Genomic DNA, 12,838 nt, shown 5'->3' with positions numbered 1-12,838 from the left:
TGCCTGTCGCCACTCGAGGAGAAGTCCGCAGGTCTCACCTGCTTAATCGAAGAGCATAACAATATGAAAAAATGGCTTGTTTGTTTATTGGGGTTAATGGCATTGACCGCGCAAGCGGCAGAGGGACGTCAACCTTTTTCCCGGGTCGTGATGTTTGGTGACAGCCTCTCCGACACCGGCAAGATGTACAAGAAGATGCGGGGGTATCTCCCCTCCAGCCCACCTTACTTCAACGGGCGTTTCAGCAACGGCCCGGTGTGGCTGGAGCAGTTGGGTGACGAGCGCTTCCCCGGTCTGGTCGTGGCCAACGAGGCGGAAGGCGGTGCAACGGCGGTGGCCTATAACCATCTGGGCGCCCTGAACGGCTGGCTCGGTTTCTGGTCCTGGGATCCCAAATATCAGGTGATCAACAACCTCGATTACGAGATCGATCAGTTCCTGAAAAAGGACAAGTTCCGTCCCGATGATCTGGTGGTGATCTGGGTCGGAGCCAACGACTATCTGGCCTATGGCTGGAACACCGAGCGGGATGCGGATCGGGTGATCGATACCATCCGTCTGGCATCCAACCGGTTGGTGCTCAACGGTGCGCAGCAGATCCTGCTGTTCAACATTCCTGATCTGGGGCAGACCCCGTCAGCCCGCAGCATGAAGGTGGTGGAGAAGGTGCGCCATGTGGCCAGCTACCACAACCAGAAGTTGCAGAATCTCACTCGAGAGCTGGCTCCCCTTGGCATCGTGAAGTTGTTCGAAGTGGACAAGCAGTTTGACGAGATGATGCGCGATCCCCAGCAGTTTGGTCTGAGTGACACTGAGCACTCCTGCTACGGTGGTGGCTATATGTGGAAGCCATTCTCCGGCAGCGCCGCCGAGGTGGCTGCGACCCCGGCTTTAAGTTTCTCCGAAAGAGTGGCTATTGCCGGTAACCCGATCCTGGCGCAGGCGGTGGTGAGCGGGCAGGCAAAAGGGCGAGCAGCGACTCTAAACTGCGATGAGCATATGTTCTGGGATCAGGTGCATCCGACCAGGACGGTGCACAAGGTACTGAGCCAGCGTGTTGCTGACTTTATCGATCAGCACTACGAGTTTGTTCGTCACTGATATCGCTTCGGGCCAGCATGTTGCTGGCCTTTTTTCCCTTTCAGCCCTCATCTGTGCGTCTTTTTGCGTCACATTCAGTTCAAATAACAAACGTTTGTTGCTGTTTTTGTAACGTGGTTGCGTTAGAGTGTTTTTTGTTAATTGATATCAGTGACTTGAAAATAGGCTAACGTTTATCTGCAGTGATCGCTTTTGGGCGATTGCGCCTAGAAGACGAGTTGATATCAATCAACCTCCTCCTACACAAAGTTGCAGAGGCTCAGATATGAAAAAATCATTGATTACCTTGCTGGTTACCGGCTTGCTGGCGGCCAATGCCCAGGCGGCCGGTCAGGACAACACCTGGTATGGTGGTGCCAAACTGGGTTGGTCCAACTTCTACGGCATTGATGAAAGCAATGCCCTGACGCTTGGCAATGAGACCAACGATGCCCTGGGTGCGGGTGTGTTCGGCGGCTATCAGATCAACAAAAATCTGGGGCTGGAGCTGGGTTACGACTACCTGGGCAATTACAAATACGATGCGACTACGGCGGCAGGCGCTTTCAGTGATGAAGTGAAAGCACAGCTGGCCCAACTGACCCTGAAACTGGGTTTCCCGGTTACCGATAATCTGGATCTGTATGGTCGTGTCGGTGGCGGTTATGGCTGGGCTGATACCAAGAGCGATCTCTACAAGGATGACAGCCGCTTTGTCATGGTCGGTGCTCTGGGTGCCGAGTATGCGTTTAACCTCGACTGGGCTGCTCGCCTAGAGTACCAGTACACCACCCCGTATGGCAGCCGTGATGATACCGGCCTGAGAATGGATAACGGCTTGCTGTCGTTGGCAGCGGTTTATCGCTTTGGTCAGGTTGCCCCCGTGGCACCCGCTCCGGCACCAGCCCCGGCTCCCGAGCCTGTGATGGTCGAGAAGCAGTTCACCCTGAGCTCTGATGTGCTGTTTGACTTCAACAAGGCGACCCTCAAGCCAGAGGCCAGTCAGGCTCTGGATAGCCTCTACAGCCAGATTGAAGAGGCTCGACCCAAAGATGGCGTGGCAACCGTAATTGGTCACACCGACCGTATCGGTTCCGATGCCTACAACCAGAAACTCTCTGAGCAGCGTGCCCAGACCGTCGCCAACTATCTGGTTGGTAAAGGGATCCCGGCCGCCAAGATCAATGTGGAAGGGCGTGGTAAATCCTCACCGGTTACCGGCGACAGCTGCGTCAGCAAGTCCAAGCGTGAGCTGATCGTCTGCCTGGCTCCGGATCGCCGTGTTGATGTGAAAGTCGAAGGTGTCAGCGAGGTGCAGGAGTAATCTTTCACACTGAGCAGCTCTCCACAGGGGCTGGAATTAACAGCCCCTGTTGGAGCAAGAGAGGCCAAAAAGCCAGTCAGTTGAGCTGACTGGCTTTTTACATTGGCATTGCGGTCGGACAGAGGACAAATCAGGAAGGGAGCGGCATCACCCGGTTGCGCCCCAGCTCCTTGGCCTTGTAGAGCAGCTTGTCGGTACGTTCGACCAGACAGTCTGCACTCTCCTGACCGTTGAACTCGCCCACGCCAAACGAGGCGGTGATGTGGTCGATGCGGCGGCCAGATTTGCGATCCAGAATCGACATCCGCTCTATGGAACGGCGCATGCTCTCTGCCATTTGCCTAGCCAGTGCCAGCGAGCGATGGGGAACCAGCATGGCAAACTCTTCCCCACCCAGCCGATAGGCGGTGACCCCCTCCTTGCAGGCATCGCGCAGCCGTTTGCTGAAGGCACGCAGCACCTGATCGCCGAGCAGGTGACCGTACTCGTCGTTGAAATTTTTGAACCGATCGATATCGGCGAGGATCAGTGAAAAGGGGTGCTGACTGCGGATCAACCCCTCCAGCTCCAGATCGAAGGCGCGGCGGTTGAGCAGGTTGGTGAGTGCATCCTCGTTGGCCAGTTTGCGGGTTTCGTTGAGCGCGGCACGCAGCTCCTTGATCTCCTTCTCGGCATTGCTGAGCTGGCTGCGAAAGTGCATGGTGGACATGCGTACATCCCGCGATTCGCGCACCAAGTCTCGCAAGATGCCCATGGTATCTTCCAGGCTCAGCCCCTCATCGTCGATCTTACTTAACTTGTCGAAGCTCTTGTCGAGCATCTCCTGAAACATACCGGTATCGGAGATGGCATCCTGCATGGAGTGGCCGAGCTCGTTGGCCATGGCTGCAAGGTTGAGCTTCATCGCCTCCATCTGCTGTTCGTCCTGCGCAGCCAGATATTGGTGATAGAGGCGCTCGCAGGTAGTGAGCGAGCAGGTTCCCTGCAGTTTGATGGCTTGATCGATCGCCTGGTTGAGTTCGGGCATGCTGGCCGAGACATAGTTGTACCACAGGTGGTAGTTGTCCGGCGTCGTGGGGATTTGGTACTTGATCATCAGGGGAACTGCCTGTTTGAGATAGGCGGCGGATTGGGCAAATGTGTCCTTACTCATGAGTTCTGTGTCTCATCATGCCAGCGAACTGAAGATAGTATGACAGAGAGATTGGCCAAAAGGCAGCCGATGGATGCCATTCGCCCCCCCCTCCGATATAATGGCACCGTTACCACCTACCCTAAGGCCTGCTTATGTCTCAAAAAGATCCTTTCCTCGAACGCGAGGCCGAAAAATACGATAACCCCATCGCCAGTCGCGAGTTGATCCTGGAACTCATCAAGGGCCATGAAAAGCCCATGTCCCGTGAAGAGTTGGCCAAGGTCCTCAAGCTGAAAGATGAAGAGCCGTTGGAAGCCTTGCGTCGTCGTCTGCGCGCCATGGAGCGTGATGGACAACTGGTATTCACTCGCAACCAATGTTATGCCCTGCCGGATCGCCTGAATCTGGTCAAAGGTTATGTAATCGGCCACAAGGATGGCTTCGGTTTTCTGCGTCCGGAAGGTGGTGGTCCGGATCTGTATCTGAACAACCGAGAGATGCAACGCCTGATGCATGGCGATTACGTGCTGGTGCAGCCGACCGAGATCGACCGCAAGGGTCGTCAGGAAGCGCGTCTGGTGCGCCTGCTCAAGTCCCGTGAGGCAGACATTGTCGGCCGTTACTTCGTCGAGAATGGCGTTGGTTTCGTGGTGCCGGATGACAGCCGTATCGGCCAGGACATCATCATCCCGGAAGGGGAAAACAAAGGGGCTCGTCAGAGCCAGGTCGTGGTTGTGCGCATCAACCAGCGCGCCACCTCCCGTATCAATGCCGTCGGCACCGTACTGGAAGTGCTGGGCGAGAACATGGCGCCGGGCATGGAGATCGAAATTGCCCTGCGTACCCACGGCATTCCGCACACCTGGCCGGAGGAGGTGACCAAAGAGGTTGCCGGTCTCGGCGAGCAGGTGCCGGAGAAAGCCAAAGAGGGCCGCATCGACCTGCGCGCCCTGCCGCTGGTGACCATCGACGGCGAAGATGCCCGCGACTTCGATGACGCCGTCTTCTGTGAAGCCAAACGCGGTGGTGGCTGGCGTCTGTGGGTTGCCATTGCTGACGTCTCCGCTTACGTTAAGCCCGGCACGGCGCTGGATGCCGAAGCGTATCAGCGTGGCAACTCCGTCTACTTCCCCGAGTTCGTGGTGCCCATGTTGCCTGAGGTGCTCTCCAACGGCTTGTGTTCCCTGAACCCGCAAGTTGACCGCCTCTGCATGGTGTGCGAGATGACCATCTCCGCCGCTGGCCGCATGTCCGGCTACAAGTTCTACGAAGCGGTAATGAATTCTCACGCCCGTCTGACCTACACCAAGGTTGCCGCGATCCTCGATGGCGATCCCAAGCTGCGCCAGCAGTATGATCCGCTGGTGGGCCATATCGAGGAGCTGAACAACCTCTACAAGGCGCTCAAGCATGCCCGTCATCAGCGCGGTGCGGTGGAGTTCGAGAGCGAGGAGACTCGCTTCATCTTCAACGCCCAGCGCAAGATCGACCGCATCGTGCCGCTGGTGCGCAACGATGCCCACAAGATCATCGAAGAGTGCATGATCCAGGCGAACGTGGCTGCTGCCCGTTACATCGAGAAGAACGAAGCCTTTGCCCTGTTCCGGGTGCACGACCGTCCGGGCGAAGAGCGTCTGACCGGTTTCCGCGATTTTCTGGCCGAACTGGGTCTGGAGCTCAAGGGCGGACTCGAGCCCGAGCCGAAAGACTTTGCCGAGCTGGCTGCCAAGTTTGAGGGGCGCCCGGATGCGGAGCTGCTCTCCACCATGCTGCTGCGCTCCATGCGTCAGGCCATCTATCAGGCCGACAACATCGGTCACTTCGGTCTGGCGTTGAAGTCCTATGCGCACTTCACCTCGCCGATCCGTCGCTACCCCGACCTCATCCTGCACCGCGCGATCAAGTACCAGACTGCCAAGGAGCAGCAGGGCAACCTGCGCCACAAGTGGACCCCGAGCGGTGGTTACCACTACCAGCTGGAAGAAGTGGACCCGATGGGCGAGCACTGCTCCATGACCGAGCGCCGTGCCGACGATGCGACCCGCGACGTGGCCGACTGGCTCAAGTGCGAGTACATGCTGGATCACGTGGGTGACGAGTTTGACGGCGTTATCGCCAGCGTCACCGGCTTTGGCTTCTTCGTCCGTTTGGCTGAGATCCATATCGACGGTCTGGTGCACGTCAGCACCCTCACCAACGACTACTACCAGTTTGATCCCCTGCACATGCAGCTGATTGGCGAGAACTTCCGCCGTCGCTACCGTCTGGGCGACAAGGTGCGCGTCAAGGTGATGGGCGTGAACCTGGACGATCGCAAGATCGACTTCGTGATGGTGGAAGAGCCGCTCAAGGCCACCGGCAAGAACGCCAAAGAGATGGCGCGCAAGCAGGCCGAGATCAAGAAAGAGAAGGCCAAGAGCGCCCAGCGCCACGAAAAACGTAAAGAGGGCAAGGATCACGGCAAATCCGACAAGGGTGGCCGCGCCAAACCGAGCAACAGACGACCGAGCAAAAAAGCGCGCGATAAGGCCAAGGGGTAAGCCCTTCGGCAATGGCCTGTGGCCGGCGACTTGGGGCTAGGCTGTAACGGGCTGATGCCTCGGGTTATCTTCACCAGTGCCCGATACTCCTGAGATGAAAAAAATCCGAACCCTGTTACCGGGGTTCGGATTTTTTATGGTCAGCGAAAAGGGAGGGGCTCAGCCCTTCGGTGGAGATCGGCCCCGTGCCTATGGCGAGGGGCATACTCCCTGCGCGATGGCCACGCTATTGGCTGCTACGCGGCGCTCAGAAAGGTGGGTTTCCTATTTTTCTTACTTTGACTTGTTATATTCTTAGCCTCTTATTGTAGAGGCAATTGTGTCTCAATTACCACATCTCCATTTTCCCTAAACACTTTAAAAATTAATGATTTTTCGAGAATTTCAACATACCCAACTGCATTATTTGCATAGAACTTACAATCGGTTTCTGAAATTGGTTTGGTAAGTGAAAAGCCAGATGCACCATGTATGGATTTATCAAATCTTACATCGCTCTCGAACCATCTAATACTATTCATTAAAAAGCTTGTCGGCCAGAATAAAGACCCAGACACAAGTTGATGTATCGTTGTGCTTTGATCTTGATATTTTAGACTTGCTGAAAAATGCGAATGAATATCCCCTGACAAGAAAATGACGTTTTTAATGTCTTTGCTTATAATGTAATTCAATATTCGCTCTCGTTGGTTGGGGGCTTTTTTCCAGTTGTCAGCCTTGCTTGACTCTGAATGATTATCAGCCAAAAATGTTACAGAACTTGCCACCAATTTCACTCGATAATCAGAAGCTAAAAACCTTTTTAGTTCTTCTTCTTGCTCTGAAGAAATTAACCCTATATGCCCTCTCTCTTTTCTGGTATCCATAAGAAATAGCCCTACATCGTCAAACTCTACGCTAGCATAATGCCTTACGGGAACTTGGTTGTTAGACTGTCCCTTTACGAATGAAACACCTACCTGATCACTAGGCACTGTATCATATATGGGGCCATGAGATGCTTGATAAGAGTAAAAAGCGTTAATTCCGTTTATAAGTCGGTCCTTATTTTTGTTTAGCCAATGCAATCTTGAGTCGTCATAATCATCAGCTCCGTGTTTAAAGCCATCTTCTATTTCATGGTCATCCATAACCATGTAGTTTGGTACCACGGGCAATAGATTTTTAACATGCTCATTGCAAAAAAAATCTTCGTATAGTTTAGTGAAGTCGTCTTTTGATGAGTTGTTTGGTGTGGCCCATAATAACTTATCGTTATAAACTTGATCTCCCAGCCAAAGCATCATGTCCAATGGATTTTCTTGGTGTATTTTGTGAGCAGCTTTTAAAACCTTTCCAACACGACTATCATCATTGTTTCTTAAACAAGATCCGAAACAAAATCTAAATTGTTCAGATTTTTGGGTGCGAAAGCTATGAGTTTTAACTTCTTCCCAATTATCTAGGTCTCCTATTTCGTCTTCTGAGTAATCGGAAGCGTAAGCCATTTGATACTCATACTTGGTGTTTGATTCTAGATCAGTCAATTCGATAACACCTGTATAGTAAAAGTTCTTATTGAATCTAAACTGCATTGCTTTCTGCCAATTGCCACCACTTTTCCTAATCCTGATCCATCCGCAATTTGGCTTGTCGATATTATTGCACTCCTGAATTCCACACATAATTCTTGCAGTTGATGTTTTAACTAAGCCCAAAACGGGGCCAATCCTTGGGTTATTTAAATTCATTTTTTATCTCCAAGTTCCTAGAGAAATATAACGCTTCAATCAGCCGCCGCCAAAGGCGGTCAGCTGCATTGACTTGTTAGGTGTGACTGGCCACTTCTCTAGGTAAGCGTCCATTTTAAAGTTTTGTACACTGATTTTCACTAAACCCTCTGCTTCGCGCAATTGATTGTGGTCATGAAGAAATGCAACAAAATCCATTAAGGCATTCCCTAAAAGTTTCAGCCTTGTCAGACAAAAATTACTTTTTGCATCTGACATGGCGCCATACAACAACTCTTCTAACCGCGAAACAGCGTCGGAAGAATCTCTGATACTAGTATATTTTCTTTTGAACTCTTGAAACACAATGCAGCCTATTTCTCCATCATCGGATTTCATCAAATATTGACCAATTTCAGATTGCATTAATTGAAAAACCGGCTTGTCTGTGGATATCTGAGTTTCAGAAAATTCCTGTAGCGACGTTTCAGCTAGCATACGTTCTACTCTTTTAAGATGATAATAGAATAGCTTGGTTTTCTCATCGTCATTAAATTCAAGCAACCTTACTCTCTCTTTCAGTATTTCTACCCAGCATAAGTAACGCGAAATAAAATACATTGTTCCAAGGAGGTAATGTTGCTTGGTCATTGGCCAGGCCCCGTACATTGGCTTTAAATCATCCTTCGCCTCAAGAACTTTGTTTTTTGACTTTGCTTGACGTTCGCATAAGTGCCAAAGCCTGTCTTGTGCATCTTCAGCCGACATCATTACAACTCTTGAATATTTGTTGACTGTAGCTTTTATTGAGGATGCTTCCTGAATTAGTAGTTTGTGGTCTTCAAGATCCTTTTTTAACCGATTATCTAGAAGTCCTTTGCCGAGGTATCCAAGAATAGCAACGGCCGTTGCTGTTCCGCCGAGTGATGTGAGAAATATCTCTAGAAAACCCATGCTGCTTTTCCTTACTTCACCTAACAGTGATTAGATAGAAGGCGGCACTAATCCGATAGCAGAGCCTTCCATATAACTCCGTTCTGCCCTGATTTTTGTCATGAAAAAATAAAATTAAATCAAAACATTACCAATCTACCTCTGATACTTGAATGTATTCGCCTGACCTCCTCTTTTTACGCTACCATCGAAGGAGCCAACGATGGAAAGCACCACCACACCCCGCCTGCGTGAACAGGTCAGGACAGCGATGCGTTTGCATCACTACAGCATCCGTACTGAAAAGTCCTACTGGTACTGGATCCGCAATTTCATACGTTTTAATCAACTGTGAAATTGGGACAGCTACCGTTTTGCTTCACTCGCTTATCCACTCCATCAGGCAAGGCTACCGCCCCTGAATTCCAGCCTTCAGTCTGCTGCTTTTTACCTGCGTGGTTTCGCTGGCCTGGCTCATAGGTGACTCCGACGAGGCTGTTGCTAAACGACTATATTAGCGTGTGATGCAGGAGAGGATCGCAGGGGGTGGTGATTTTTTGAGTAAGTCCAATAAATTAATCATCTTGAGCCGTGTTGCAGTCGAACATCCACGACGAAAGGGCTGAAATTGGGACAGCGACCGTTTTGAGCGCAGCGTAGTGAGCCCACTTAGTCACTGCTGGGCGGGGTATTGTCCCCCTGCAATCAGCCGAGAGTAGGGTCAGGTGCACCATCAAGGATGATGGCGCAGCCGGATCAAGAGGCCTGTCATAGATCCGGAGCTTGGCCGAGCAGCTTCCTCCTCCCTAGATGCCGGTCTCTCTGGTATGATGCGTCATCATTTAGCGACCGGTGACGACGCCAGCATAATGGTGGTCAGGCTGCCGGTACGGCCATTTTTCTTCGGGCTGCATTTATGCGACCCGACCTACGGATCTTGAACATGAGTACTGAACTGATCTACGGCATTCACGCTGTATCCGCGCTGCTGGAGCGCACCCCGGAGCGTTTCATCGAAGTGTGGGCTCTCAAGGGGCGGGATGACGACCGGCTGCAACCCCTGCTGGCCGAGCTGGAATCTCTCGGCCTCAAGGTGCAGAGCGTGAACCGCAAGACACTCGACGATAAAGCGGAAGGCAACAATCACCAGGGCATCATGGCCAGGGTGAAAGAGGCGCCGAAACTGGCCGAGCACGATCTGGCCAGCCTGCTGGACGAGCTGGCGGCACAACAGAGCCAGCCCTTCCTGCTGGTGCTGGATGGCGTGACCGATCCGCACAATCTCGGCGCCTGCCTGCGCAGCGCCGATGCCGCCGGGGTGCATGCGGTGATCGTGCCGCGGGACAAGGCCACGGGGCTCACCCCGATCGTGCGCAAGGTTGCCTGTGGCGCGGCCGAAGTGGTGCCGCTCATTCAGGTCACCAACCTGGCCCGCACCCTGCGCGAGCTGCAGGAGCGCGGCGTCTGGATCGTCGGCACCGCCGGTGAGGCGGATCACGACCTCTATCAGGCCAAACTGACCGGCCCGATGGCGCTGGTGATGGGGGCTGAAGGTAAAGGTATGCGTCGCCTGACCCGTGAACATTGCGACGAGCTGGTGAGCATCCCGATGGCGGGGGCGGTATCCAGCCTCAACGTCTCGGTGGCAACCGGCGTCTGCCTTTTTGAAGCCGTGCGTCAGCGCCGTGCTTGATCATGCTGACTGACAGACCCCCCTTCGATTGGGCGCAGGTTGCAGATAGAGAGGAGGCCGCGCGCCTCCTCTCTTTTGCCCGCCCGCTGACCCTCAGCCCGAAAAGCTGCCTCTGGCACGCCGGTGACAGCCCGGATCTGCTGGTCAGGATAGAGCAGGGGCTGCTGCGGGCCAAGCTGGTGCTGGAGGATGGCCGCGAGTACATCAAAGAGTTCTATTGGGAGGGGGACGAGTTTCTCGACTTCCACCACCTGCTCAGTGGCGAGCCAGCCCGCTACAGCGTGGAGGCGCTGGAGCCCTGCCATCTGCAGCTGTTCAGTCTGGCTGACCTGCGCCAGCTGCCCGGCTGGTCACGCTGGTACCAGCACCTGCTGGAGGTGCAGCTGCGCATCAAGGAGGAGAAGGAGCAGTTGCTGCTGACCGGCAGCCCGCAGGCGCGCTATCAGCACTTTCTGGACAGCTTTCCCGCGCTTGATGCCAGAGTGCCGGATCACCAGATCGCAGCCTATCTCGGTATCACTCCCATCAGCCTGAGCCGCATTCGCAAACGGCTGAAAGAACTTAACAAAGGTTAATGCAGGGCGCTGGCGCCACGATTATGCTGGCAGGCCGAACTGATAAGGAGTTGCCGATGAACTGGATCCTGAAACCCTGGTCTGAACTGACCACTGACGAGTTGTATGAGTTGCTGGCGCTGCGGGCCGAGGTGTTCGTGGTGGAGCAGACCTGCCCCTTTCAGGATCTGGACGGGCTCGATCGCCGCGAAGGGGTCTGGCACCTGCTCGGCTATCAGGGCGAGCTGCTGGCCGCCTATGCGCGGATCATGGCGCCCGGCATCGGCGATGAGAGCGGTGCCGCCATCGGTCGGGTGGTGACCTCACCAAAGGCGCGTGGCGGTGGTCTTGGTCATAAGCTGATCGGCGAGGCGGTCAAAGCGTGCGAGGCACGTTGGCCGACCCACAGCATCTGGCTTGGTGCTCAGGCTCATCTGCAGGGCTTCTACGGCCAACATGGTTTTGTGGCGGAAGGGGAAGGCTATCTCGAAGATGATATCCCCCATATGGGGATGCGCAGAGTGGTGGAATAACCACTCGTCAGAGTGATTCAGAATGCAGAAGGGCCATCCCGCGGGATGGCCCTTCTCTTTATCGCCAGGCGATCACTTCTTCTTTTTCTTCTTGGTCGCTTTCTTCTTGCCATCGACCGGCTTTTTCTTCTTCACCGGTACCCGCGCCTCTTTATGTTTGGGGCGTAGCTCGTCGATCACCCGGCGCTTGAGGCGCTCCTCGGTGTAGCGCTCGATCTTGGCGACCATCGCCATGTCGTGGGCCTCCACCAGGCTGATGGCGCATCCACGGTTGCCAGCGCGGCCGGTACGGCCAATCCGGTGGACGTAAACGTCGGCGCCGTAGGGCATGTCGTAGTTGATGACATGGCTGACGTTCGGCAGGTCGATGCCGCGGGCGGCGACGTCGGTGGCGATCAGGAAGGGCACTTCCCCTTCGTGGAACTTGCGGATCGACTCGATACGCTTGCTCTGCTCCATCTCGCCACGGATCCAGGCGCAGGAGATACCTGCCGCCTGCAGCTGGCCGGAGAGCTCCGCCAGACGCTCGCGAGTCTTGACGAAGATAATGGCTTTCTGGGTTTCCGGATCTTTCAGGATATGGGTCAACAGCGCCAGCTTGTGGGCGGCGTCATCGGCCAGATGGATCCACTGGGTAATGGGGCGACGTTCGCTGCGGGGCGGTTCGGCATGCAGCTCCACCGGATCCTTGAGGATCTCGTTGGCGAACTTCTCAAGGCCGGCCCCTTCCAGGGTGGCGGAGAAGAGCATGGTGTGCTTGCGGTAGCGCGCCTCTTCCACAATGCGGTTCACATCCTTGATGAAGCCCATGTCCAGCATGCGGTCCGCTTCATCCAGCACCAGCACTTCGATGTCGTGGCTCTCGAACTCCTCTTTCTCGATGTACTCGAGCAGACGACCCGGGGTGGCCACCACGATGTCGGTGGTCTTGGTCAGGGCAGGCAGCTGCTCTTCATGGCTGACGCCGCCGATGATGGTCTCGATGCTGAGGTTGGTGTGAGCCGCCAGCGCCTTGGCGTGGGCGGTAACCTGCAGCGCCAGCTCACGGGTCGGGGTCAGGATCAGCATGCGGCAGGGGCCCGGCTTGCGGCGCGGGAAGTCCAGCAGATGCTGGAGTGCCGGCAGCAGGAAAGAGGCGGTCTTGCCGGTACCGGTCGGAGCGGATGCCAGAATATCGCGGCCGTCCAGGGCTGGCTCCAGCACCATCTGCTGGATGGTGGTGGGGCGGGTGAATCCCATCTCGGCCAAGGCCCGGTTGAGGGCTGGGTGCAGGTCGAAATCATCAAAGGACTGGCTCATGGCAATACTCGGTCATTAAGGAAACAGCAGATTATAGG

11 protein-coding genes are annotated in these 12,838 nt (G+C 54.6%); 7 read left to right on the top strand and 4 right to left on the bottom strand.

Going from position 1 to position 12,838, the window contains the following annotated elements:
• The first annotated feature begins 63 nt into the window (after positions 1 to 63).
• Together G5168_RS10995 and ompA are read left to right on the top strand one after the other, a co-directional pair.
• The gene (locus G5168_RS10995; protein WP_227341427.1) at positions 64 to 1,101 is read left to right on the top strand and encodes an SGNH/GDSL hydrolase family protein; all 1,038 of its coding nucleotides are present in this window, start codon (positions 64 to 66) and stop codon (positions 1,099 to 1,101) included.
• 265 nt (positions 1,102 to 1,366) lie between these two features.
• Positions 1,367 to 2,404 (top strand): porin OmpA, encoded by a 1,038-nt coding sequence (gene ompA, locus G5168_RS10990; protein ID WP_227341426.1) that lies wholly within the window; start codon positions 1,367 to 1,369, stop codon positions 2,402 to 2,404.
• 130 nt (positions 2,405 to 2,534) lie between these two features.
• On the opposite strand, the gene G5168_RS10985 is transcribed toward ompA, so the two are convergent.
• On the bottom strand, positions 2,535 to 3,557 hold the full coding sequence (locus tag G5168_RS10985; protein ID WP_005343157.1) for a GGDEF domain-containing protein: 1,023 nt from the start codon (positions 3,555 to 3,557) through the stop codon (positions 2,535 to 2,537).
• Positions 3,558 to 3,691: 134 nt separating this feature from the next.
• On the opposite strand from G5168_RS10985, the gene rnr reads away from it, so the two are divergent.
• Positions 3,692 to 6,079, top strand: coding sequence for a ribonuclease R (gene rnr, locus G5168_RS10980; protein ID WP_100645064.1), 2,388 nt, complete (start codon positions 3,692 to 3,694; stop codon positions 6,077 to 6,079).
• Between the two features lie 302 nt (positions 6,080 to 6,381).
• Here the strand turns inward: rnr and G5168_RS10975 are convergent, their stop codons facing one another.
• Together G5168_RS10975 and G5168_RS10970 are read right to left on the bottom strand one after the other, a co-directional pair.
• Entirely contained in the window at positions 6,382 to 7,809 is a 1,428-nt protein-coding gene (locus tag G5168_RS10975; RefSeq protein WP_227341425.1) for an alkaline phosphatase D family protein, read from the bottom strand.
• 39 nt (positions 7,810 to 7,848) lie between these two features.
• The gene (locus tag G5168_RS10970) at positions 7,849 to 8,742 is read right to left on the bottom strand and encodes a hypothetical protein (RefSeq protein WP_227341424.1); all 894 of its coding nucleotides are present in this window, start codon (positions 8,740 to 8,742) and stop codon (positions 7,849 to 7,851) included.
• A gap of 202 nt (positions 8,743 to 8,944) precedes the next feature.
• Here G5168_RS10970 and G5168_RS10965 point away from each other — a divergent pair, with 202 nt between their 5' ends.
• From G5168_RS10965 to G5168_RS10950, 4 genes are all read left to right on the top strand, one after another.
• Positions 8,945 to 9,076 (top strand): phage integrase N-terminal SAM-like domain-containing protein, encoded by a 132-nt coding sequence (locus G5168_RS10965; protein WP_227341423.1) that lies wholly within the window; start codon positions 8,945 to 8,947, stop codon positions 9,074 to 9,076.
• Positions 9,077 to 9,664: 588 nt separating this feature from the next.
• Positions 9,665 to 10,414 carry a 23S rRNA (guanosine(2251)-2'-O)-methyltransferase RlmB gene (gene rlmB, locus G5168_RS10960; RefSeq protein WP_199427756.1) on the top strand — a complete coding sequence of 250 codons (750 nt, stop codon included), beginning with the start codon at positions 9,665 to 9,667 and terminating at the stop codon, positions 10,412 to 10,414.
• A gap of 2 nt (positions 10,415 to 10,416) precedes the next feature.
• Positions 10,417 to 10,989, top strand: a complete 573-nt coding sequence (locus tag G5168_RS10955; protein WP_421252199.1) for a Crp/Fnr family transcriptional regulator — start codon at positions 10,417 to 10,419, stop codon at positions 10,987 to 10,989.
• Positions 10,990 to 11,045: 56 nt separating this feature from the next.
• Positions 11,046 to 11,501, top strand: a complete 456-nt coding sequence (locus tag G5168_RS10950; protein WP_227341421.1) for a GNAT family N-acetyltransferase — start codon at positions 11,046 to 11,048, stop codon at positions 11,499 to 11,501.
• 72 nt (positions 11,502 to 11,573) lie between these two features.
• Here the strand turns inward: G5168_RS10950 and srmB are convergent, their stop codons facing one another.
• Positions 11,574 to 12,800 (bottom strand): ATP-dependent RNA helicase SrmB, encoded by a 1,227-nt coding sequence (gene srmB, locus G5168_RS10945; protein WP_236269395.1) that lies wholly within the window; start codon positions 12,798 to 12,800, stop codon positions 11,574 to 11,576.
• Between the last annotated feature and the right edge of the window lie 38 nt (positions 12,801 to 12,838).

This window comes from Aeromonas sp. 600724 (assembly GCF_049175135.1).
Classification (GTDB): Bacteria; Pseudomonadota; Gammaproteobacteria; order Enterobacterales; family Aeromonadaceae; genus Aeromonas; species Aeromonas veronii_A.
The sequence above is the reverse complement of the archived record's forward strand: the minus strand, read 5'-3'. Positions and strand labels throughout refer to the sequence as shown.